Origin of the sequence: Streptomyces sp. NBC_01352 (genome assembly GCF_036237295.1) — a bacterium.
Taxonomy (GTDB): Bacteria; Actinomycetota; Actinomycetes; order Streptomycetales; family Streptomycetaceae; genus Streptomyces; species Streptomyces plumbiresistens.
In genome coordinates, this window is the sequence record NZ_CP108354.1 from 973,311 (window position 1) to 995,973 (window position 22,663).

Annotated in this window: 21 protein-coding genes; 4 read left to right on the forward strand and 17 right to left on the reverse strand. The window is 72.2% G+C overall.

Features of this window, described 5'->3' with window-relative positions:
- Window position 1 precedes the first annotated feature (1 nt).
- The 3 genes from pflB to OG252_RS04795 all read right to left on the reverse strand — a co-directional run bounded on the left by pflB (window position 2) and on the right by OG252_RS04795 (window position 4,344).
- Window positions 2-2,260: a formate C-acetyltransferase gene (pflB, locus tag OG252_RS04785; RefSeq protein ID WP_266451722.1), complete on the reverse strand. Its 2,259-nt coding sequence runs from the start codon at window positions 2,258-2,260 to the stop codon at window positions 2-4.
- A gap of 156 nt (window positions 2,261-2,416) precedes the next feature.
- On the reverse strand, window positions 2,417-3,340 hold the full coding sequence (locus OG252_RS04790) for a carbamate kinase (protein ID WP_329333961.1): 924 nt from the start codon (window positions 3,338-3,340) through the stop codon (window positions 2,417-2,419).
- 95 nt (window positions 3,341-3,435) lie between these two features.
- Window positions 3,436-4,344: a universal stress protein gene (locus OG252_RS04795; protein WP_329333963.1), complete on the reverse strand. Its 909-nt coding sequence runs from the start codon at window positions 4,342-4,344 to the stop codon at window positions 3,436-3,438.
- A gap of 304 nt (window positions 4,345-4,648) precedes the next feature.
- Here OG252_RS04795 and OG252_RS04800 point away from each other — a divergent pair, with 304 nt between their 5' ends.
- Window positions 4,649-5,113 (forward strand): Crp/Fnr family transcriptional regulator, encoded by a 465-nt coding sequence (locus OG252_RS04800; protein ID WP_329333965.1) that lies wholly within the window; start codon window positions 4,649-4,651, stop codon window positions 5,111-5,113.
- Window positions 5,114-5,153: 40 nt separating this feature from the next.
- Window positions 5,154-5,864, forward strand: a complete 711-nt coding sequence (locus OG252_RS04805; protein ID WP_329345075.1) for a CBS domain-containing protein — start codon at window positions 5,154-5,156, stop codon at window positions 5,862-5,864.
- 157 nt (window positions 5,865-6,021) lie between these two features.
- Here the strand turns inward: OG252_RS04805 and OG252_RS04810 are convergent, their stop codons facing one another.
- The 3 genes from OG252_RS04810 to OG252_RS04820 all read right to left on the reverse strand — a co-directional run bounded on the left by OG252_RS04810 (window position 6,022) and on the right by OG252_RS04820 (window position 8,776).
- Complete coding sequence (locus tag OG252_RS04810; protein ID WP_329333967.1) at window positions 6,022-6,609, reverse strand: Rv1733c family protein; 588 nt, start codon at window positions 6,607-6,609, stop codon at window positions 6,022-6,024.
- Between the two features lie 311 nt (window positions 6,610-6,920).
- Complete coding sequence (locus tag OG252_RS04815) at window positions 6,921-7,844, reverse strand: universal stress protein (protein WP_329333969.1); 924 nt, start codon at window positions 7,842-7,844, stop codon at window positions 6,921-6,923.
- 26 nt (window positions 7,845-7,870) lie between these two features.
- Window positions 7,871-8,776, reverse strand: a complete 906-nt coding sequence (locus tag OG252_RS04820) for a universal stress protein (protein WP_329333971.1) — start codon at window positions 8,774-8,776, stop codon at window positions 7,871-7,873.
- Window positions 8,777-9,205: 429 nt separating this feature from the next.
- Here OG252_RS04820 and OG252_RS04825 point away from each other — a divergent pair, with 429 nt between their 5' ends.
- Window positions 9,206-9,706 carry an Lrp/AsnC family transcriptional regulator gene (locus tag OG252_RS04825; protein ID WP_266451715.1) on the forward strand — a complete coding sequence of 167 codons (501 nt, stop codon included), beginning with the start codon at window positions 9,206-9,208 and terminating at the stop codon, window positions 9,704-9,706.
- Between the two features lie 63 nt (window positions 9,707-9,769).
- Here the strand turns inward: OG252_RS04825 and OG252_RS04830 are convergent, their stop codons facing one another.
- Both OG252_RS04830 and OG252_RS04835 read right to left on the reverse strand, forming a co-directional pair.
- The gene (locus tag OG252_RS04830; protein ID WP_443068481.1) at window positions 9,770-11,506 is read right to left on the reverse strand and encodes an aldehyde dehydrogenase family protein; all 1,737 of its coding nucleotides are present in this window, start codon (window positions 11,504-11,506) and stop codon (window positions 9,770-9,772) included.
- Window positions 11,494-12,300 carry an aminotransferase class I/II-fold pyridoxal phosphate-dependent enzyme gene (locus tag OG252_RS04835; protein WP_329333975.1) on the reverse strand — a complete coding sequence of 269 codons (807 nt, stop codon included), beginning with the start codon at window positions 12,298-12,300 and terminating at the stop codon, window positions 11,494-11,496. The genes OG252_RS04830 and OG252_RS04835 overlap by 13 nt, the downstream gene beginning before the upstream one ends.
- A gap of 341 nt (window positions 12,301-12,641) precedes the next feature.
- Here OG252_RS04835 and OG252_RS04840 point away from each other — a divergent pair, with 341 nt between their 5' ends.
- Complete coding sequence (locus tag OG252_RS04840) at window positions 12,642-13,307, forward strand: hypothetical protein (protein WP_329333977.1); 666 nt, start codon at window positions 12,642-12,644, stop codon at window positions 13,305-13,307.
- Window positions 13,308-13,413: 106 nt separating this feature from the next.
- On the opposite strand, the gene OG252_RS04845 is transcribed toward OG252_RS04840, so the two are convergent.
- The 9 genes from OG252_RS04845 to OG252_RS04885 all read right to left on the reverse strand — a co-directional run bounded on the left by OG252_RS04845 (window position 13,414) and on the right by OG252_RS04885 (window position 22,440).
- Window positions 13,414-13,932: a flavodoxin domain-containing protein gene (locus OG252_RS04845; RefSeq protein ID WP_266451711.1), complete on the reverse strand. Its 519-nt coding sequence runs from the start codon at window positions 13,930-13,932 to the stop codon at window positions 13,414-13,416.
- Window positions 13,933-13,938: 6 nt separating this feature from the next.
- Window positions 13,939-14,202 carry an SHOCT domain-containing protein gene (locus OG252_RS04850; RefSeq protein ID WP_266451710.1) on the reverse strand — a complete coding sequence of 88 codons (264 nt, stop codon included), beginning with the start codon at window positions 14,200-14,202 and terminating at the stop codon, window positions 13,939-13,941.
- 18 nt (window positions 14,203-14,220) lie between these two features.
- Window positions 14,221-14,949 (reverse strand): CBS domain-containing protein, encoded by a 729-nt coding sequence (locus OG252_RS04855; protein WP_329333979.1) that lies wholly within the window; start codon window positions 14,947-14,949, stop codon window positions 14,221-14,223.
- A 28-nt stretch (window positions 14,950-14,977) separates the two neighbouring features.
- Window positions 14,978-17,671 (reverse strand): bifunctional acetate--CoA ligase family protein/GNAT family N-acetyltransferase, encoded by a 2,694-nt coding sequence (locus OG252_RS04860; protein WP_329333982.1) that lies wholly within the window; start codon window positions 17,669-17,671, stop codon window positions 14,978-14,980.
- A 121-nt stretch (window positions 17,672-17,792) separates the two neighbouring features.
- Window positions 17,793-18,161, reverse strand: coding sequence for an STAS domain-containing protein (locus OG252_RS04865; RefSeq protein WP_329333984.1), 369 nt, complete (start codon window positions 18,159-18,161; stop codon window positions 17,793-17,795).
- Window positions 18,162-18,576: 415 nt separating this feature from the next.
- The gene (ppk2, locus tag OG252_RS04870; protein ID WP_266453161.1) at window positions 18,577-19,368 is read right to left on the reverse strand and encodes a polyphosphate kinase 2; all 792 of its coding nucleotides are present in this window, start codon (window positions 19,366-19,368) and stop codon (window positions 18,577-18,579) included.
- A 228-nt stretch (window positions 19,369-19,596) separates the two neighbouring features.
- Window positions 19,597-20,478 (reverse strand): universal stress protein, encoded by an 882-nt coding sequence (locus OG252_RS04875; protein ID WP_329333986.1) that lies wholly within the window; start codon window positions 20,476-20,478, stop codon window positions 19,597-19,599.
- 5 nt (window positions 20,479-20,483) lie between these two features.
- Window positions 20,484-21,506: a zinc-dependent alcohol dehydrogenase gene (locus OG252_RS04880; protein WP_329333988.1), complete on the reverse strand. Its 1,023-nt coding sequence runs from the start codon at window positions 21,504-21,506 to the stop codon at window positions 20,484-20,486.
- Between the two features lie 28 nt (window positions 21,507-21,534).
- Complete coding sequence (locus tag OG252_RS04885) at window positions 21,535-22,440, reverse strand: universal stress protein (protein WP_329333990.1); 906 nt, start codon at window positions 22,438-22,440, stop codon at window positions 21,535-21,537.
- Between the last annotated feature and the right edge of the window lie 223 nt (window positions 22,441-22,663).

Sequence of the window (22,663 nt, forward strand, 5' to 3'; positions counted from 1 at the left end):
CTCACAGCGATCCGTGGAAGGTGCGGCTGATCACGTCGAGCTGCTGCTCGCGCGTCAGGCGGACGAAGTTGACGGCGTACCCGGAGACCCGGATCGTCAGCTCCGGGTACTTCTGAGGGTGTTCCATGGCGTCCTCCAGCGTCGCCCGGTCCAGGACGTTCACGTTCATGTGGAAGCCGCCGGAGGCCATGTACGCGTCGAGGATGCCGACCAGGTGTCCCGGCCGCTCGTCCGGGGCGTGACCGAGGCCCTCGGGGGTGATCGTCGTGGTCAGTGAGATGCCGTCACGGGCCTCCTCGTAGGGGAGCTTGGCCACCGAGAGGGCAGAGGCGGCCACACCGTGCCGGTCCCGTCCGTTCATCGGGTTGGCACCCGGGGCGAAGGGCTCTCCGGCACGGCGGCCGTCGGGGGTGTTGCCGGTGTGCTTGCCGTAGACCACGTTCGAGGTGATGGTCAGCACCGACTGGGTGTGCTCGGCGTCCCGGTAGGTGGGGTGGCGGCTGACCTTGGCCATGAAGGACTTCACGAGGCCGACGGCGATGGAGTCGACCCGGTCGTCGTTGTTGCCGTACGCCGGGAACTCGCCCTGGATCTCGTAGTCGACGGCCAGTCCGGTGTCGTCCCGGATCACCTTCACCCGGGCGAACCTGACCGCGGAGAGGCTGTCGGCGGCCACCGACAGGCCGGCGATCCCGCAGGCCATGTAGCGGTACACCGGGTGGTTGTGCAGGGCCATCTCGATGCGCTCGTAGGCGTACTTGTCGTGCATGTAGTGGATGACGTTGAGCGTGTTGACGTACGTGGCCGCCAGCCAGTCCAGCATGCGGTCGTACGCGGCCGACAGCTCCCCGTACTCCAGGTACTCGCTGGTCAGCGCGGGCGCCTCGGGCGCGATCTGCTCGCCGGTCATCTCGTCCCGGCCGCCGTTGATCGCGTACAGCAGCGCCTTGGCGAGGTTGACGCGTGCGCCGAAGAACTGCATCTGCCGGCCCACCGCCATCGCCGACACGCAGCAGGCGATCGCGGTGTCGTCGCCGGTGCGCGGGCGCATCAGGTCGTCGGACTCGTACTGCACGGCGCTGGTGTCGATGGACACGCGGGCGCAGAACTCCTTGAACCCGGGCGGCAGTTCAGGTGACCACAGCACGGTCAGGTTGGGCTCCGGGGCCGGGCCGAGGTTGTACAGCGTTTGCAGGAAGCGGAAGGAGGTGCGGGTGACCAGCGTGCGTCCGTCGCCGCCGATACCGCCGATGGACTCCGTCACCCACGTCGGGTCGCCGGAGAACAGCGCGTCGTACTCCGGGGTGCGCAGGAACCGTACGATCCGCAGCTTGATCACGAAGTCGTCGATCAGCTCCTGGGCCCGGGTCTCGTCGATCAGGCCCTCCTCCAGGTCCCGCTGCACGTAGACGTCCAGGAACGTAGAGGTCCGGCCCAGCGACATCGCCGCGCCGTTCTGCTCCTTCACGGCAGCCAGGAAGCCGAGGTAGAGCCACTGCACGGCCTCGTGGGCGGTGGCAGCGGGGCGGGAGACGTCACAGCCGTACGAGGCCGCCATCTGCGCCAGTTCACCCAGCGCCCGTATCTGCTCGGCCAGTTCCTCACGGTCACGGATGACATCCGGGCTCGAGGGCCGCGCGTCCAGCAGCGCGCGCTCGGCCCGCTTGGACTCGGTGAGCCGGTCGGTGCCGTACAGGGCGACCCGCCGGTAGTCGCCGATGATCCGGCCACGGCCGTACGCGTCCGGCAGGCCGGTGATGATGCCCGCCTTGCGGGCGGCGCGCATCTCGGGTGTGTACGCGTCGAACACGCCGTCGTTGTGGGTCTTGCGGTAGGTGCCGAAGACGCGTGTCACGAAGGGGTCGGCCTTGTAGCCGTACGCCTTCAGACTGTTCTCGACCATCCGCAGCCCGCCGTTGGGCATGATGGCCCGCCGCAGCGGGGCATCGGTCTGCAGGCCCACGATCAGCTCCCGGTCGCGGTCGATGAAGCCCGGCCGGTGCGAGGTGATGGTGGACGGAGTGCCCGGGTCGACGTCGAAGATCCCCTTGCGCCGCTCGTCGGGGAAGTGCGCGCTGACCTTGCGCCAGACCGTGAGGGTGCGCTCGGTCGGGCCGGCCAGGAACGCCGAGTCGCCCTCGTACGGCGTGTAGTTGGCCTGGATGAAGTCGCGTACGTCGATGCGGTCGCGCCAGCTCGTCCCGGCGAAGCCTCGCCATGCCTCGGCCCTTCGGCTGCCCGCTGTCACCGTGGTGGTCATCGCCGGATGTCCTCTCCCTGAGCGCGTTCGTGCGTCTCTCACTGCCGATGCTCGTCTTGCGGCGTACTTACGGGCAGTGCCGGACAGACCCGTGAACTGTGCCGTCCGTCCCGGGCCCCAGGGCCGTTCGGCCCACCCGCCCCGTCCTGACGGACCTCAGCCGATGGAGATCTCGGGGCGGACCAGCGTCCCCGACCTGCCGTGGACGATCTCGTGCGCCGCGTCCAGGCAACCGATCGCGGCCAGGCCGCCGGTGCGTTCCACGAACCGGGCCGCGGCCTCCGTCTTGGGTCCCATCGAGCCGTCGGGGAAGTCGCCGCGGCGCAGGGCGTCCGGGGTGGCGTCCAGGACGGGGTGCTGGTGAGGGGTGCCGTAGTCGGTGTAGACGTTCGGCACGTCGGTGAGGATGAGCAGGAAGTCGGCCTTGAGTTCCTCGGCGAGCAGGGCCGCGGTGAGGTCCTTGTCGACGACCGCCTCGACGCCGGTCAACGCGCCGGTGTCGGTGTCCGCGGTGACGGGAACGCCTCCGCCGCCGGCGCAGATGACCAGGGCACCGCAGGTGAGCAGGTCGTGGATGGTCTCGGTCTCGACGATCCCCTGGGGCGCGGGTGAGGCGACGACCTGGCGCCATCCGGTGGCGTCCTTGGCGATGTGCCAGCCGCGCCTTCGCGCGAGGGTGCGGGCGACGTCCCGGGGGTACACCGGGCCGACGCGCTTCGTGGGCCGCGCGAAAGCCGGATCATCGGCCCGGACCAGGGTGTGGGTGACCAATGCGGCGATCTTGCGGCCGGGCAGCGTGTCGTACAGGGCCCGGACCAGCAGCGAGCCGATCAGGCCCTCGGTCTGGGCGCCGAGCAGGTCCAGCGGACAGGGGGCGGTCAGCACCGGGGCGGCCGCGCTCTCCATGGCGAGCAGTCCGATCTGCGGCTCGTTGCCATGCGTGATGACGACCTCGTGTTCCAGGGCGAGGCCGGCGACGGCGGTGGCCACCCGGTCGATGTTCGTCTGCTGCACGCCCGCGTCGGGGCGATCACCCCGACGCAGCAGGGCGTTGCCGCCGAGGGCTATGACGATACGCACGGTTCGGTCCTCCAGGGTGCCGACCAGCTCGGACGTGATGGTGTGCCACCGTGTCTCCGCCTGGTCGACGACGGTGTCGGTGGGCGGGAGCCGGTTCAGGCATGCGGTACGACTGCGACGGGGCAGCCGGCATGGTGCAGCGCCGCGTGCGTCACGGGGCCGATGTGCGTGCCGAGGTGGCCGTCCCGCGTTCGGCGCCCCACCACGACGAGGGACGCTCCGGACGACGCGCGCACCAGTGCGGTGGCCGCCCTGCCCTCCTGGACCGTCTCGGTCACGGAGATCCCGGGGTACTTCTCGCACCACGGACGCAGCGTCGCGACGACCACGCGTTCCCGTGCCGCGAGAAGCTCCGGCCCGGACCCGGTGATCGCGTGGAGGTCGGCGCCGTCGCCCGACGGAACGCTGAAAGCGTGGATCACGTGGAGTGCGGCGCCGTAGCGGCGGGCGGCCTCGAAGGCGAACTCGATCAGTTCGTCACAGGGTCGTCGGGTGTCCAGCCCGAGGACGACATCGCGGTACGGGATCTCGGCGATCTCCTCCGGCGAGACACCGTCGGTTGCCGGAAGGTGCTCGTCGGCGAAGGTCTCGCCCGCGCGGACGAGCACCACGGGGCGCGGAGACCTGGCGACGACCCGCTGGGACACCGAACCGACCATGAACCCCGCGACACCGCTGAGCCCGCGGGAGCCGAGCACCAGCAGTTCCGACTTCTCGGCCGCCGCGAGGAGGGCGTCGACCGCGGAGTCGGCCACCGGTTGGTCGACGATCCGCAGCCCGGGGTGCGCGGCACGGACGCTGCCGACCGCTCGATCCAGGGTCTGCCGGGCCCACTCCCGCTCTCTCGCGTCCGCCGGTACGGAGGAGGCCGGGCGAGGGTGCCGCTTCCACGCGTGTACCAGCCTCAACGAGGCTCCGCGCCGCAGAGCCTCCCGGGCCGCCCAGTGCGCGGCCGCGAGACTCTCGGTGGAACTGTCGACCCCTGTGGTGACGTGCCGAAGCATGCTGCTTACCTCCTCCGTCCGAGCCTGTGTGCCCGTCCGGTTCGAGCGTGGTCATGGAAGGGCTTCGTACGAAGGGGCCGTACAGCCCTTTCGCGGAACCTTTCGGCCCCACTCCAGCCCCGCGACGGCTCAGTGACCGACATGGCGATCCCCAGGAGAATCACGAACAGCCTCCCCCGGGGCCGAAGGGCTCTCGCGGGGTGCCGGGCGGCCCGGTCAGAGGGCCGGGTGGCCCATGGCCTGGCGCTGGGCACGGGCGCACGCTGGACGTGGCAAGTACGTACGCCCGGATCGGAGGCACATCATGAACACTCCCGCCACCGCCAGCATGCTGCGGGCGCTGCCCGCCGAGCACCGGCAGCGTCTGATGCGTTTCGCCCGCGAGGTGTCGTTCCCCCAGGGCGCCCGCCTGTTCGAGGAAGGGGCCCGCGCCGACCGGTTCTGGATCATCCGCACCGGCACCGTCGCCCTCGACATGCACGTGCCCGGCCGCCGCGCGGCCGTCATCGAGACCCTCGGACACAACGAACTCATCGGCTGGTCCTGGCTGTTCGCCCCGCACGCCTGGCACCTGGGGGCCGAGGCGACCAGCCCCGTGCGGGCGTACGAGTTCGACGCCACCGCGGTCCGCTCGATGTGCAAGGACGACCCGGCGCTCGGCCAGACCGTCGCCCAGTGGGTGGGTGACATCCTCGCCCACCGCCTGCGCTCGGCCCGCACCCGGCTGCTGGACCTGTACGCCCCTTACGGCAGCGGCAGCCTCCTGTGACCCACCCACGAGTCACAGCGACAGCGACCAAGGAGACATGATGCACGGCAGGCCGCACATCGTCAGCGACGTCATGAGTCAGACCGTCGCCGCCATCGGCCGCGAGGCCGCCTTCAAGGAGATCGTGCGGACGATGCACGACTGGAAGGTCAGTGCCCTGCCCGTCCTGGAGGGCGAGGGCCGTGTCGTCGGGGTCGTCTCCGAGGCCGACCTGCTGCCGAAGGAGGAGTTCCGCGACAGCGACCCCGACCGGTACACCCAGTTGCGACGGCTGGCCGACCTGGCCAAGGCCGGCGCGGGGACCGCCGGGGAGCTGATGACCTCTCCGGCACTCACCGTCCAGGCCGACGCGACACTGGCCCAGGCCGCGCGCACCATGGCCCACGCCCGGGTGAAGCGACTCCCGGTCGTGGACGAGCACGGCATGCTGCAGGGCATCGTCAGCCGCGCCGACCTGCTCAAGGTGTTCCTGCGCGACGACGAGGAGATCGCCGAGGAGGTGCGCCGGGAGGTGGTGTCGTACCTCTTCCCCACCCCGGCGTCGGCCGTACGCGTCGCCGTCCGGGACGGAGTCGTGCAGCTCAGCGGCCGCATCCGGGACACCTCCCTCGTGCCCGTGGCCGCACGTCTGGTCCGGGCCGTCGAGGGCGTCGTGAACGTGGAGTTCGACCTCTCCGAGCACAGCGGTTCCGCCGAGTCGATCCCTGCCCCCTCAGGTCACAGCGAGAGCGAGAACGCGTCGCCGTCATGACCCACCGCGAGTGAACGAGCCGCAGGAGATCGCCTCCAGAGACAACCAGAGTCACGACGAGCGACGACCAGAATCACGGCAGGAGAACAGCCGAACCCGAGGCGGCCACGCGAGGCAGGGCCGCAGGCACGCGTGATGCACACCTGCGGCCGAACCCTCAGCTGGTCTCGCGCGCCCACTGCGGCCCGACCCGGTCCCACTCCTCGTCCCACAGTTCGGTGGCCCCGCGCTCGATCCGCAGACGGATCACGCGTCCGCCCGCGAGGATCACCAGACCGCCCGCCATGGCGGCACCCGTGCCGGTCAGTACCACGCGCGCCGCCACCGCCGCCGAGCCCATCGGGGCGGACACCAGTTCTCCCTGTCCGTCCGTCCACACCGACACCGTGGTCCCGGCCTTGGAGCCGGCCTTCACACTCGCGTTGTCGATGCGAACGGTTCCGTCGTCGTCGGTCCAGCGCACCTTCGCCCACACGCGGTCGTATGTCGCGCCGGTGCTCAGGTCGCGCGCACCGGCCGGCGCCGTTTCGAGGAACACCGCGGAGACCTGCCGGCGTTCCGCTTGGTCCCGTGCCATCCCGGTCTCCATGGCGTGCGCGGAGACGGCACCGGCGACGGCTCCGCCGGCCGCTGCCAGCGCCCAGGCCGCCAGGATGACCCTCGCCTCCCGCACATCGCTGCGGCGCCGCAATGCGTTGTGCCGCCACCGCCACCCCAGGACCTTCCTGCGTGTGGTTTTCCGCATCGGTCACACCCCCTCACCGGAACAATGGAGTTCAGCCCAGTCGAGAACTGCGAAGAAGGTCTCACCGACGCGATCGCGACGGGAGGTACCCACCAGTCCCTGATGGGAGGGCCGGTCAGGGCGCGTTCCGGGGCGCCGGAAGGGCCGGTCGGCCCTGGTGCGGCGATGGCGACGGGCGGTGATCGTCGTCCTCGCCATCTCCTCCGAACAGCCCGGGTCAGGTGATCCGGCGACGCCCTTCCCGCGGCCACCAGCGTGCGCGGGGCGACGACAGCTGCTCACATCATTCAAGCCCGGCGCTGGTACGCGACTCACATCGGTTCCGGCACTACGGCGACCGGGCAGGCGGAATGGTGCAGGGCCGTGTGCGCGACCCGGCCGAGCTGGAGCCCGAGATGCCCCTCGCGGCGGCGGGCGCCGACGACGAGCAGGTCGGCCTCGTGCGAGGCGTCCAGGAGCACCTTGCGGGCGTGGCCTTCGACGGTGCGCCGACGCACGGCCACATCCTCGGGGGCGTCGCGCAACGCGGTTTCCAGCGTCTCGGCGGCCTGTTCCTCGTGCAGGCGGGCGGGATCGCCGGCCGACTGGGGGCACCCCCGGACGAAGTCTGGGGGAGGGGGGTCGGTGGTCTCGTGCGCGGGGCACCGCCAGGCCCGTATCACCTCCAGGGGCACCCCACGGCGCCGCGCCTCCTCGAAGGCGAAGCGCACGGCCGCCGACGGCTCCGGGTGCCCGCCGACGCCCACGACGACGCGTCCGCGGACCGCGGGCGTCACCTGGTTGTCGTGGCTGCCGCGCAGCACGATCACCGGGCAGGGTGCGTGGGCGGCCACGGTCAGACTCACCGAGCCGAGCAGCAGTTCGGTGATTCCGCTGCGGCCGCGGGTGCCCAGGACCAGGGCGCCGGCGTGCCGGCCCTCCCGTACCAGTGCGTACTCCGGCTCCTCGGGCAGCACGTCGGCGGACACCTTGAGGTCGGGGTGACGGGCCTGCGCACGGCGCGCCGCGCCCTCGGTGATGTCCTCGGCCCGCACCCGCTCGGACGGCTTGCCAAGGCCCTGCGCGAGCGCGGCGCCCTCGTAGCGCTCCCACAGGGAGGCGTACACCACTCGGAGCGGGACCCCGCGCAGCGCGGCCTCGTCGGCCGCCCAGTCCACGGCCCGCAGACTCGGCTCGGAACCGTCGACGCCCACCACCAGCGGCTCGTCAAAGGCTTGCACGATCGCTGCCTTCATGATTACTGCTCCTTCAGGGTGTTGCGTCAGTCGTGCGAGATGACGGCGACGGGGGCGGCGGCGTGGTGCAGCACGGCGTGCGTGACGGGGCCGATGTGCGCGCCGAGCGGGCTGCGACGGACGCGCCGGCCCACGACCACGAGGGAGGCCTCGCGGGAGGCGTCGGCCAACTCGATGGCGGGACTGCCGGAGCGAGACTCCGCGACGACCTCGACGGCCGGGTACTTCTCCTTCCAGCGGTGCAGCACCTCGGCCAGCGTGGCAGCGTCCTGCTTGCCCAGCACGGCGTCGAGTTCGGGGTCGGCGGGCATGCCGTAGGCGAAGTAGGGCGGCAGGTTCCAGACGTGGACGACCCGCAGGGGTGTGACATGGCGGGCAGCCGCCTCGAAGGCGAAGGCGAGCAGCGTGTCGTCGGGGCTGTCGGTGTCCAGCCCGAGGACGACGGGCCCGGACAGGGCCGCGGCGGCCGGGATTGCGGACGGATCCGTCGCATGCCCATCCGCGGCCCGCTCCCCCGCCCGCACCAGGATCACCGGCTGCTCGGCACGCGCCACGACGGCCTGGCCCACCGATCCGACGAGGAATCCTCCGATGCCGCTCATCCCCCGGGATCCGAGGACCAGCAGTTCGGCGTCCTTCGCTGCCTGCGTCAGCACCTCGGCGGGCCGGCCGGGGACCTGCTCCACGGTCACGTTCAGTCCCGAGTGCCGCAGCCGAAGTCCCTCCGCCGCCTCGCGCGGGATCCGCTCTCCCCACTGCTGCTGTGTCTCGCCACCAAGGAGCGACGCCAGAGCGATGGGCTCGGGCACCGCCTCCCAGGCGTGGACCAGCTTGAGCGGGAGGAAGCGACGCTCCGCCTCGCGGGCCGCCCACTCCGCGGCGGCACGGCTCTCGGCCGAGCCGTCGAAACCTACGACAACACTGCGAAGCATGGCTTCTGCCTCCTCAACGGGGATGTGACTCCAGCGTGGTGGTGCGGGGGCCGGTGGGGCAGGGGCCGCAGGTCCTGGAACGGGGCCGATGGGCCCTGGGTGCAGGCAGGCGCGGCGAGGTCCAACGGCCCTCTCCTCGGGGCCCATTGGGCCGCCGTGACACCTCGAGCCAGTCGTCCGGGCGCAGCGCGAGCACGGCACCGACTTGGCAGGCTTCCTGGGCCCCGGCTGGACGGGTAGACCGCGAGCCGCCCCTGGCCTCGACCGGGGGAGGCCGTGGACCGTCTGTCGGAGGCTCTTCACGGATATGGAGGGCACTCACTTTCTCTGGACACTTGACAGGAGAATGGTCGCCACTACGGAATATGTGTTCAATGTTTCGGCTGAACCGGCGATGAACTGCCGAGCTGAGCGCCCAGGGAGGGCAATGTGTCCGAGGAAACCTCCACCCCGGGGTCGGTGCCCGGACGAACTGCCGTTCCGCTCGACGACATCGACCGCCAGATCCTGAGCCGGCTCCTCAAGGACGGCAGGGTGTCGGTCCGGGCGCTCGCGGAGGACGTGCACATCTCGCGGGCCAACGCGTACACGCGCATCGGCAGGCTGGTGGCCGAGGAGGTCATCACGGGCTTCACCGCGCAGCTCAATCCGCAGCGGGCCGGCCTCGGCACGAGCGCCTATGTGACGCTGACCATCGAGCAGAACGCCTGGCGCGACATCTCGCGTGAACTGCGCGACATGCCGTACGTCGAGCATGTCGTCCTCGTCACGGGCGACTTCGACGTCCTGGTGCTCGTCCGCGCACCGGACAACCTGGCGCTGCGCCGGGTCGTGCTGGAGAACATCCAGGCCGTGCCGGGGGTGCGCTCGACCCGCACCTGGCTGGTCTTCGACGAGGTGCGGGGACGCGGCGCCGACTGGACCGCGTGACCGCCCGGCCGGTGCCCGGGGACGCGGTTCGGCCACGGGCACCGGCGCTGTGGCCCGCCCTGCTCAGACGTCGACCAGCGCGACGGCGGAGCCCACGTCCGGCACCAGCACCTGTTCCGACCCCGCGGCCGGAGTAGCGACCGCCGCGACCTGCCGCCGGGACCGCACCACCCGGAACCGCCCCGTGACGAAGTGGGCGCCCGCGGTGGGAAGATCCGCGCCGGCCGAGGAGGGGTCGGCCGGGAAGTCCTCCGCGAGGTTCTGCACGAGATGCACTCCGGCGTCCAACGCGGCCGCCTCGGCGACCGCCAGGACCAGCGGGTCGGTCGAGTGCACCGCGGCGTACAGCGCGCCGTGGCGGCCCACCGTGCCGCGGAACAGCGCCAGACTGTGCGCGGTCGAGTCCGTGCCCACCAGGAAGGAAACCGGTCCCGGCCACTCCCGGGCGTAGATCCGCTCGTCCCGCGCCCCCAGCCGGACGAGCAGCGGGCTGCGCACATCGGCGCCCGGATGGTCCGGATGGCGCAGCGCCCCGGAGGCGTGCACCACGGTGCCCTGCCGTGCGGCCTGGGCGAGACCCGCCCGCACCTCGTCGCCGACGATCGCGCCCAACAGCCTCGCCACCCGTGCCGGGTGTCCGAGCAGCCGGTCCATGGCCTCGCCGAGGTCGGCTCCGAAGTCCCTCAGGCTCCTTGGCCCCTCGTCGGTCGCGATGCCCCCGGTCGGCACCAGGATGTTCTGCGGCGTGGTGCGGACCATGCCGCTGCACCGGCACAGGGCGTGCGCGAGGCCGCGTACGAGACCCCGGTAGTCGTCGGTGGAGTCGACGATCACGGCGTTCAGGCCGGTGCGGTGGGCGAACACGACGGCCTGGCGGGCGTTCTGCTCCAGCCAGTCGGCGAACCGCGCCGAGCCGGTGAAGTCGACGATGCGCACGGCCGGGTCCGTGGCCAGCCGCCGGTGCAGCCGTTGCTCCGGTTCCGCCACCGCCAGGGCCACGATGTCGGGCGAGTGACCGGCCTCCGCGAGCACCTGGCGGGCGACGCGCACGGTGATCGCCAGCGGCAGCACGACCCTCGGGTGCGGGGCCACGATCACGGGGTTGCCGGTCACCAGGCTGGCGAAGAGTCCCGGGTAGCCGTTCCACAGCGGAAAGTCGGGGCAGCCGATGAGCAGCGACACCCCGCGCGGCACCAGGGTGCAGGTGCCGCGCATCTCCACCGGCTCCCCGCTCCCCCGGGTGCCTCCCCAGAGCAGGTCCGCGGGAACGCGTTCCGACTCGGCGAAGGCCTGGGCCACGGCCTCCAGCGCGCGGTCCTGGGCGGGCGGCCCGGCGGCCCGGAGCGCCGCCTCGAGAGGCTGGCCGGTGGTGTGGTGCACCGCGAGGGCCAGCTCATGGCTGCGGGTGTTGAGCCGGCGCAGGATCTCCACGGCCAGCCCGGCGCGCTGGTACGGCCCGGCGGCGCGCCATCCTGCCGTGGCCCGTTCGGCCGCCGCGACCAGCGCCGCCGGGTCGCAGCTCGGGTAGCCGATTCCCATGCCGATGCCGTACGGGGAGGACTCGGTGGCCACCCGGCCGGTTTCTCCGGGCTGGTCGAGGTCGAAGGGCCGTCCCAGCAGGGAGCCGAAGACCTTCGCCGCCGTTCGCGTGGATCTCATGCCCGCGTCGGCGGCGTCCTGTCCGGTCGCCTCCGTGAAGGGCCGACGGCATTCACCGGCCGCGAGGGCCCGGACGACCTCCTGGAGCAGCGCGCGATGCCGCTCATAGGCACTGGGGCGCACGGCTTTCAGCCTCTCCAGGCAGCGGCGAGCGCGAGCAGGGCGTCGTTCTCCTCCGGCAGACCGATCGTCACCCGGACGCCCTCGCCGGGGAACGGGCGGACCACCACCTTCCCGTCGAGGCAGTGCACGGCGAAGTCCGCGCTCTCCTCGGCGAGCGGGAGCCAGACGAAGTCGGCCTGGGAGTCAGGGACTTCGAAGCCGAGCGCACGCAACCGCAGGGTCACGCGCTCCCGTTCGGCGACCGTGAGCGCCGAGCGTCGGACGACCTCCGCGCGCTCCCCGAGGGCGACGACGGCGACCTCCTGGGCGAGGGCGCTGACGCTGAACGGCACCTGGGTCTTGCGCACCTGGGCGGCGAGCTCGGGCGGCGCCACGCAGTAGCCGACCCGCAGCCCCGCCAAGTCGTCCGGAACGCGGTCCGCGAACTCGCCGAGTGCGCGCTCGCCGACCGCGGTGGAGGTGGGGTCGTTGGGGTTGCGGACGAAGACGAGGCGAGTCCGGCCGGTGATGGCCGCGGCCATGGCGTCGAGGTTCAGCGCGTGGTCACGCAGCGGGACGCGTACCGCCGTACCGCCCGCGACCGCCGTGAGGATCGGATACGCCTCGAAGGACCGCCGGCCGACGACGACCTCGTCGCCGGGACCGACGACCGAGTGCAGCAGCCGGCCGCAGACCTCGGAGGAGCCGGCGCCCATGTCGGGATACCGCGACACGCCGCCGGCCAGCTCCGTGAGCCTGTCGGCGACCCCGGGCAGCTTGCGGCCCGGGACGTAGGCGGGCAACTGCGTCGAAGACGAACGGACACGCACCATGCTCGACTCACTTCTGAAGCGCTGGGCCCGAGGCCGTGTCTCCGGGCTCTTGACAGGGAAATCGTGAGCAGCGAATGACAAATGCTCAACTGTTTGCAGAATTCGGCGACTGATCGCGGAATCCCTGCCCCCGGCGCAGCAATCCGTCTCATCGTCCGCGTCCGCAGGTTCCCGCCACGAGACGGACTGCTCGCCAGTTACCGGACAACGGCTGCCCTCGCTGATCACAAGTCGGCGACATGGCCCTTTCCCGCACACCGGCTGTCGGCACCGCCCGCGAAGACTGCACCGGCACAGTTCGCGAGGTGTCCGCGCCTCGCCCGCTCCGATCGAGGGAGACCATGTCCAGGACCCCACTCGCACACGGGTCGCTGACGTCACTGGTGGCAGCTCTCGCACTGCTGACGGCCGGCTGCTCGGGGACGGCCGACGGCGCGGAAGCCGCCGGCTGCCGCGAGAGCGACCGCTGGTCGGCGAAGGAGCGAGCGCAGTGGCTGCGCCCCAGTGTGTCGTTCCCCGAGCCCACGGCCGACGAGGGCCGTGACGAGAGCGCGTCGGACGAGGCCGCGGCCGTCGTGATCCGCCCGCGCGACAGCGAGGACGGGGGGCCGCTGTGCGAACCGGTCACCGTGCAGGTCGAGTTCTGGGAGCTCACCGCCACCCCAACGGGCACGGACCTGACGTCCGTGCAGCGCTACCAGCTGGCCACCGACGGAACCGAGAAACGGGCCATCGGCTTCCCACCGGGCCTTTCCGCCACAGAACGCGGCGCCTGCACCGGCGTTCTCATGGCGGCGTACCCGGGCGCGCGCCTGGCCGAGGCCGAACTGCCCGCGGACATCGCCCAGCCGACGTCCGCGCCGACGGCGGACGTGGAGTTCAGCACCGACCGGATCAGTGCGTACAAGCTGCTCCCGCCCTCGGATCCGGACCAGTGCGCCGTGGAGCGGCAGCCCACGGCGGTCCCTCCCGCCACGTCGGGCCCGTGGCCCAGCTACCACCCGTGACCGGTGGGCACGTCGGCACAGCGACACGCCCCGACCGGCGTCCATGTCCACCCGAGGACACGGCCGCTCGGCTGGGTCTGTCCGCCGAGCGGCCGGCCGACCGCGGTCAGTGGTGTTCCATCGTGGAACCGGCGAGCTCTGCGGCGATCCCGTGACCCCACGCCTCGATCTGTGCGCGGTCGCGGAAGTCACCTCCCTTGCCCTGCTGGATGATCTGACGGGCGATGAAGCCCCGGGCGCCCTCGGTGAGCCGGCCGCCGAAGGTGGCGTGGCCGCGTGCGTCCAGCCGGGTGACGAGACGGGCCACGCCGGGGACCGGCGGGATGTCCCGCTCGCTCGCCGACGGGTCGAGCGGTCCGCTGCTGAACAGCCAGACCGGAAGCCGGCCGAGCGCCTTGCGGTGCCGGCGGGCGAAACGGGTCGCGTCGCGCTGCCAGCGTCCGGCGTACAGCCCGCCGCCGATGAGTACGGCGTCGTAGGCGGTGAGGTCCTGCACCTCGGCCGCGGACCGGACGTCCGCGTCGACCTGCCGGTCACGCAGGGCCTCGGCGATCCACTCGGCGATCTCGGCGGTGGAGCCGTTCTTCGTGCCGTAGGCGATCAGCACGCGTGGGGTGGTGGTCATCGGGGTTCACCTCGCTTTCTTCGATGGCGGCTTTCCGTGTCCGTGCTCGAGCACGGAGAGCCGCCGGAAGTACTCGTCGTCGTCGATCTCGCCGCGCGCGAACCGCTCGCCGAGCAGTCGCTCGGGCGACGCGTCCGCACCGCGGGTACCTGTCGACGGGTGGCGCAGCAGCAGCACCAGGGCGGCGATCAGCACCGCGCCGAGGGCGAGCATCATGAGTGTCATGAGGGTGTAGTCCCAGCCGCTCGTATGGTGGTCGTACCAGTTCATGTCCTCACCTCCTTCTTGTCACGGCCTGCGCAGCCAGCTCTCGCCGATCCCGTGCACGGCCGGCTCGTCCGGCCGCAGGTGCGTGTCGTCGTACCGGTGGGTGAGGTGGTCGACGACGGCCACCACGCCGTCCACCTGGCCGCTCATGCTCACGGCGATCGGAACCTCGCTGGCACGCTCGAGTTGGCCGTCCAGCGTGACCACCCCCTCGGTGACCGTCACACCGATCGTCTGCGGCGCCAGCCACAGGGCGCGTACCAGCACCTCGTCGACGATCTCGGCGCGGATGTCCTCGTCCGGACGCAGGAACACCTGGAGCAGATCGCGCCGGGTGACGATGCCTGCCAGCCGGTCCTCCTCGTCCAGTACCGGCAGCCGCTCGACGCGGTGTCCGGCCATGGTGCGGGCGGCCCAGGCGATGGTGTCGTCGGCGCGGACGGCGATCGCCGGGCTGCTCATCAGCTGTTCCGCCAGGCGGGCCCGGGCCTTGGCGTCGGTCCTGCGGGCGGCGGGGGTCAGCCGCGGGCGCCACTTGGGGCGCTGGTGTCCGGGCTCCTCCTGTTGCGCCTGCCGGAGCATCAGATCGGTCTCGGAGATGACCCCGATGACCTTCTCGTCCTTGTCCACCACGGGCAGTCCGCTGATGCGGTGCTCCGCCAGCAGTGCCGCGACCTCCTTGAACGGGGTCGTCGCGGGCACCCGTACGACTTCGCTCGTCATCACTTTGCTGACCTTGCGGTGCTTCATCGTCGTCTCCTTCTCCGGAACCCGCGGCTCAGCGCAGTCGGCGCAGATACGGGTCGTGCGGGGTGCGCGGCAGCAGGCGGATCCGTACGTCGAGGGCGGTGACCCCGTCCGGGCGGGCCACGACCGGGTTCAGGTCGGCCTCGGCGAGCTGCGGCAGGTCGCAGGCCAGCCGCGACAGGCGGAGCAGCAGCTGCTCCAGGCCGGCCAGATCGACGGGGCCGCTGCCCCGGTGACCGAGCAGCAGCGGGGCGCAGCGCGGCGCGGTGATCAGGTCGTGCACATCGCGGTCGGTGAGCGGGGCGAGCCGGGCCGCGTGGTCCGCGAGCACCTCGGTCGCCGTACCGCCGAGGCCGAACAGCACCAGCGGCCCGAACACCTCGTCCTGCACCATTCCCGCGACCAGTTCGGTGCCGCGTCCGGCCATCGGCTGCACGAGAACCCCGGTCATCACCTCGCCGAAGCGCGCGACGAGACCGCGGTACGCGGCCCGCAGCTGCTCCTCCCCTTCCAGGTCGAGGAGCACCGCGCCCTGGTCGGTCTTGTGCACCAGGCCCGGCCAGTACGCCTTGAGCACGACCCGTCCCTCGGGCCCCGCGAGCCGGGCGGCGGCGTCCACGACGGCCTGTTCGTCCTCGGCCCAGGCCCAGGGCAGCTGCGGGATGCCGTAGCGGTCGAGGAGTTCGGCGCAGCCTCGCGGGTCGAGCCAGCCGCCCGCGGGGTTCTCGGCGAGGAAGGCGTCCGCCTGGGCGCGGGCGCCCGTGGTGTCGACGCCGGGCAGTTCCGGGACCTTACCGGGCGGCCGGGCGAGCCAGCGGGACCGGGCGGCGGCGTGTGCCAGGGCGCGTGCGGCGGCCTGCGGATCGGCGTACGCGGGCAGGGCGCCCTGTCCGGTGTGCAGCAGCAGGACGGACTCGGCCTGGTCGAGCAGGGCCACCGCGACCGGGCGCGTCCAGTGCGCGGGGACCGGCCCGACGAGCGCGCGGACCGGATCGTCCCCGGTCGCCGCCATCAGGGCGGTCGGCACGAGCACCACCAGGACCGCGTCGACGGCGTCGTGGGCGGCCAGGCGGTCCACACAGGCGCGCAGCGCCCGGCCGTCGGCCGCGGCGGTCGTGTCGATCGGATTGCCGGCGCTCGCCCCGGCCGGCAGCAGTCCGAGGAGTTCACGCAGGAGGTCCGCGGGCAGTTCGGGCACGGTCAGCCCGGCCTCGGTGCACGCGTCCGCGGCCAGTACACCGGCCCCGCCCGCGTTCGAGACCACGGCCACCCGCGAGCCGGTCGGCAGCGGCTGGGAGTGCAACAGGGCTGCGGTGTCGAGGAGTTCGCCGATACTTCGGGTGGCGATGACGCCGGCCTGCGTGAACAGGGCCTGCCTGGTCACGGTGGGCGTCGCGGCCGCGGCGGTGTGGGAGGCCGCTGCCCGGCGCCCGGCGTCGGAACGGCCCGCGTCCACCGTCAGCACCGGCATCCGCCGGGCGACCCGGCGGGCGGTACGGGAGAAGGCGCGCGGGCTGCCGAAGGACTCCAGGTGCAGCAGGGCCAGGTCGGTCGTGCCGTCGCTCTCCCACCACTGGAGCAGGTCGTTGCCGCTGACGTCGTACTTGTCGCCCAGCGATACGAAGCTCGACACGCCGATACCCAGCCGGGTCAGACCTCCGAGGAGCGCGATGCCGACACCGCCGGACTGCACGGCGACACCTGCGGTGCCGGGCAACGGCCGGTGCGCGGCGAAGGTGGCGTCGAGGCGTACCGCCTCCTCGGTGGTGGCGATGCCCAGGCAGTTCGGGCCGACCAGCCGCATCCCGTAGCGGCGTACGGTCGCGAGCAGCGCCGCGGCCTGTTCGACGTCGAGCCCGGCGGTCAGTACCACCAGGGCCGCCACTCCGGTCTTGCCGCACTGTTCGGCCACCTCGGCGACCGCGCCCGCGGGCACCGCGAGAACGGCGAGTTCGGGAGGCTGGGGCAGCGAGGCGACCGACGGGTGACAGGGGGTGTCCTCGACGGTGTCGGCGTGCGGGTTGACCGCCATCAGGCGGCCGGTGAATCCCGCCCGCCGAATGTTCCTGAGCACGGCCCGCCCCACCGAGCCCGGCCTGGTGCCCGCCCCGACGACCGCGATGGAGCGGGGGCGCAGCAGCGGCCGCAGACTCGCGGTGTCGGCGACGCGGCCCCGTTCGTCGAGGGCCGCCAGGTAGGTCTCGTCCTGGTCCAGCCGTACGAGGCTGTAGACCTCGTCGCGGTCCCGGCGGCGCTCGGTCCGCAGTCCGAGGTCGGTGAAGACCCGCATCATCTCGTGGTTGTCGGCGAGTGTGGCGGCGGTGAACGCGGTGAGGCCCGCCATGCGGGCGGCGGTCACCAGGTGTTCGAGGAGCAGGGTGCCCACGCCGCGGTGGTGGAGACCGTCGGCCACCGCCACGGCGATCTCGGCGGCGACCCGGTCGGCGTTGACGTGGTACTCGGCGGCTCCGACGACCTGCCCTTCGAGCAGCGCCACGAGTCCCTGGTATCCGGGTTCCGGATCGGCGCAGAGCCGGTCGGCGGCCTGTCGTCCGGCGAGCCGACTGGCGCCGAAGAACCGCAGCCGCAGGTTCTCCGCCGACATGGCGTCGTACAGCCGCAGCACCTGGTCGTGGTCCTCCGGTCGCGCGGACCGGATCGCGACCGTGCTGCCGTCGGCCAGAAGCGCGTGGGTCTCCCGCGCGCGGCGTGCGGTCTGCGTCATGACGCCTTCCTCTCCCTGGTCCTGGGTTCTCCTTCCACGGTCCAGGACCCCGGGCCAGCGCCACAGGGCCTGTCCGGGGCCGGGAGCAGGGCCGTTCGGCCCCGATTCCGAGGCGTGCCGGTCAGGCGGGGCCGACGGGAGACGTGACGTCGGGGAGTACGGGGAGCACCTCGAACACGTCGGTCAGCCCGACGGCGCGCAGCATGCGCAGAACGCGCGGACTGCCGATCACGAGCCGTACGCGGCCGCCGCACCGCAGGGCGCGGTTGCGGGCCCTGCACAGGGCGGACAGTCCCCTGCAGTCGATGAAGGTCACGCGGCGGAGATCCACCACCAGTTGGGGGTACGGGGCGCAGGTCAGCGCGTCGAGGCGGGCCGAGACGACCGGCGCGGTCAGGATGTCGATCTCGCCGTACAGCTCGACGACAGTGGTCCGGCCGACCACGCGTTCGCGCAGACAGTGCGGCGCAGGGATCCGGGTCTCGTTCATGACCACAGCGAACCGGTACGGCCCGAGCGCGCAGAAGGGCCGCTCGGCCCCATGCCGACGCCGAGCGGCCCGTCCTTTCCGCGAACCTGCCGCCCCACACGGGGCGCATTCCTGGCGGACCTGGACCGGTCGGCCCACGCCCCGCCCTTTCCGCCACGGAGCATGGAGTGCATCCCGAGCATGGAGTACGCCCCCGAAGCGGTACGAGGGCGCGGAGCCACCGATGTACGCGAACGACGTTTCCGCGAACTCACCCGCAAGGAGTGCCTTCAGCTGCCGGCCAAGGCGCCCCTGGGCCGGATCGTCCAGCGGCCCGCGTCGCTGGCGCCCCGGCCAGGGCCGCGTCGCTGGCGCTCGCCTGGTACGTCGTCCTCCTCTACGTCGTCGCCGGAGAACTCACTGCGCCCGCCGCAGGTCACACGGTTCCCCCGCCGTCCTCCACCAATGACGCGGCATGTTCGGGAACGTACGTCTGGAGCGTGCGCGGCGGTCGCTGGTAGCCGGTGGACGGCGGACGTTCGGGCAGCGTCAGGGCCGGCGGCTGTACCTCGTGGTAGGGGACGGTGGACAGCAGGTGGGCGATCATGTTGATCCGTGCGCTGCGCTTGTCGTCGCTCTCCACGACGTACCAGGGCGCCTCGGGGGTGTCGGTGTGCGCGAACATCTCGTCCTTGGCGCGGGAGTACGCCTCCCAGCGCGTGATGGACTCCAGGTCCATCGGCGACAGCTTCCAGCGGCGGGTGGGGTCGTCGAGCCGGGTGCGGAAGCGCTGTTCCTGCACGGCGTCGCTCACCGAGAACCAGTACTTGCGCAGCAGAATGCCGTCCTCCACGAGCAGCCTCTCGAAGACCGGGCACTGGTGCAGGAACCGCCAGTACTCCTCCTTGGTGCAGAAGCCCATGACGTGCTCGACGCCGGCCCGGTTGTACCAGCTCCGGTCGAACGCCACGATCTCCCCGGCGGCCGGCAGGTGCTCCACGTACCGCTGGAAGTACCACTGGGTGCGCTCGCGCTCGGTCGGCGTGGGGAGCGCCACGATCCGCGCCACGCGGGGGTTGAGATGTTCGGTGACGCGCTTGATCGTGCTGCCCTTGCCTGCCGCGTCGCGCCCCTCGAAGACCACCACGAGCCGCGCTCCCTCGGCGCGCACCCACTCCTGGAGCTTCACCAGTTCCACCTGAAGGCGCAGGAGTTCACGCTCGTACATCGCGCGCGGCAGCCGATGCGGCGGCGCGCTGTCCGTCGGACGCTTCTTGCCTGCCACCGGTACCTCCTACCTGCGCGGAACGGATGTACGGGTCCACGCTACGGCCTGCCCACCATCGAAGCCGCGGGCGCGCGTGGCCCCCGGCCCATCCCGCCACTCCCGATGCCGCTGCGTCTCAAGACGACACGGCATGCGGCTGCGTCGCTTTCGAAGGAACCGGTCGGCGCATCAGGCCGGCTGGGGTACGACGGCGACCGGGCAGGCGGAGTGGTGCAGCGCCGTGTGGGCGACCCGTCCCAGCTGAAGGCCGAAGAACCCGCTCTGGCGCCGGGCTCCGACCACCAGCAGATCGGCGGTGGCCGACGCGTCGAGCAGTACCTTGCGGGCGGTGCCCTCGGCTGTGCGCCGGTGGAGTTGCACGGACGGGTGCTCCGCGGCCACTTCGTTCAGCGCGGCCTCCAGCGTCTCGGCGGCTCGCTGTTCGTGCGTCCGGGCCGGCCCGCCGGCCAGCAGGGGGTGTTCGGCGGTCTCGTGCCGGGGGCATCGCCAGGCCCGTACGGCTTCCAGGACGGCGCTCCGCCGCTCCGCTTCCTGGAAGGCGAAACGCACAGCAGCCGAACTCCGCGCCTCCTCGCCGACGCCGAGCAGGACGCGCCCCTGCGCTCCGGGCTGCGCCCGGAGGTCATGGCTGCCGCGCAGCACGATCACCGGGCAGTGGGCGTGGGCGGCGACCGCGAGGCTGACCGAGCCGAGCAGCAGCTCGGCGATGCCGCCGCGGCCCCGCGCCCCCAGGACCAGCACGGAGGCGCGCCGCGCCTCGGTCACCAGGGCGGGCACCGGCCCGTCGGGCACCACCTCGGCCTCGATCTTCAGGTCCGGTCGACGGCGGTGGGCGCGCCGCACGGCGGCATCGACGATCTTGTCGGCCAGTATCTGCTCGGACGTCCTGCCGAGGTCCTGGGCGAGCGCCGCGCCTTCGTAGCGCTCCCACAGCGAGGCGTACACCAGCCGCAGCGGCACCCCGCGCAGTGCGGCCTCGTCCGCCGCCCAGTCCACGGCGCGCAGACCGGGTTCGGAGCCGTCGACGCCCACGACCACCGGAAGGTCCACCGTTCTCACCTTCCCGCACCGAGGTCGAAGACGATCCGGGCCTTGACCTGGCCGCTCAGCACCTCGCTGATGGACTCGTTGACGGCGGCGAGCGGGCGGGTCTCGTAGATCACCCTGGTGCGGCCCGCCGCGTGCAGCTGGAAGACCTCGGCGAGGTCCTGCCGGGTACCGACGATCGAACCGATCACGCTGGTGCCCTTCAGGACGGTGTCGAAGATCGGAACCTGGACCGTGCCGTGCGCGGGCAGCGCCACCATGACCAGCTTCCCCCCGCGCCGCAGCCCGGAGTTGACCGCCGCGAAGGCATCCTCGTTCACCGCGAGAGCGATCGCCGCGTGCGCACCCCCATACCTTTGGAGCACCTCGCCCACGTTGTCCTTGCGGGCGTCGATGACGAGGTCGGCGCCGAGTTCCGCAGCCAGGTCGAGCTTCTCGTCGGTGACATCGATCGCCACCACCCGAGCCCCGGCGATCTTCGCGTACTGCACCGCCAGATGACCGAGACCGCCGACACCGGAAATCGCCACGAGCTGGGTGGGCCCGACACCGGCCACCTTCAGCGCCTTGTACGTGGTGACGCCGGCGCAGGTCAGCGGGGCGGCGTCGAACGCCGTGACGCCCTGGGGCACGGGCTGCGCGAAGTCGGCCCAGGCCAGCATCTTCTCCGCGTACCCGCCGTCGCACCCGTAGCCGGTGTTGACCTGCTGCTCGCAGAGCGTCTCCCAACCGGACAGGCAGTGCTCGCACCGCCCGCAGGCCTTGCCCAGCCACGGCACGGCGACCCGCTGCCCGACGGACAGGTGGGTGACGCCGTCACCGAGCTTCTCGACCAGGCCGACGCCCTCGTGACCGGGCACGAACGGCGGGTTGGGCCTGACCGGCCAGTCGCCGCGGGCGGCATGGATGTCGGTGTGGCACAACCCGGACGCCTCGACACGGACGCGGACCTGGCCCGGGCCGGGCTCGGGATCGGGGCGCTCCTCGATGACCAGGGGTTCACCGAGAGCTCGTACGACCGCTGCCTTCATGGTTCCTGCTCCTCGGGGGGATGGTGCGTCAGCCGTGCGCGACGACGGCGACGGGGGCGGTGGAGTGGTGCAGGACGGCGTGCGTGACCGGTCCGATGTGGGCGCCGATCGGGCTACGGCGGATCTTCCTGCCCACGACGACCAGGGAAGCCTTACGGGAAGCGTCGACCAGGTGGTTGGCCGGGCTGCCGGCACGGGACTGCTCGACGACCTCGACCGTCGGGAACTTCTCCCGCCAGGGACGCAGCATCTCGGTCAGTACGGCGGTGTCCTGCCTGCCCAGCTCGGCGTTGAGCTCGAGGTCCGCGGGCAGGCCGTAGGCGAAGTACGGCGGCAGGTTCCAGCCGTGGACGACCCGCAGGGCCGTGTCCCGCCGGGCCGCGGCGTCGAAGGCGAACTCGATCACGGTGTCGTGCGGACTGTCGGTGTCGAGGCCCAGGACGACAGGCCGGAACGGGGCCGCGGCGGACGGGATTCCGGCCGGGTCCATCGCGTGCTCGTCCGCGGCCTGCTCCCCGGCGCGAACCAGGACCACGGGCACTTCGACGTGGGCGACGACGGCCTGACCGACGGAGCCCACCAGGAAGCCTCCGAGCCCGCCGAGGCCACGGGAGCCGAGGACCAGCAGTTCGGCGTCCTGTGCCGCGCCCGTCAGTACGTCGCCGGGCCGGCCGCTGAGCTGTTCCACGGTCACGTCCAGCCCGGCATGGCGCAGCCTGAGGCCTTCCGCCGCCTCGCGGGGGATCCGCTCGCTCCAGTGCTGCTGGGTCTCCGCGCCGAGGAGCGGTGCCTGGGCCATGGGCTCGGGGACGGGCTCCCAGACGTGCACGAGCTTCAGCGGCAGGCCGCGCAGCTTCGCCTCGCGGGCCGCCCATTCGGCTGCGGCCCGGCTCTCGGCCGAGCCATCGAGACCTGCGACAACGTTGTGGACCATCGTTCTGCCTCCTGAACGGGGATGTGATTCCAGCGTCGCGCTGCCGAGGCCCGTGGTGCAGGGGCCGCAGGTCCCCGACTGGGGCCGATCGGCCCTGCGGGCGGCAGGCGCGGTGGCACCATGGGCCCGCCGGCCGACACGGACGCCGACCGGCCGCGCACCACCGCGAGGGACAGGACGGGAACTGGACCATCCCTTCCGCACGGCCTGTTGTGCTCCCGAC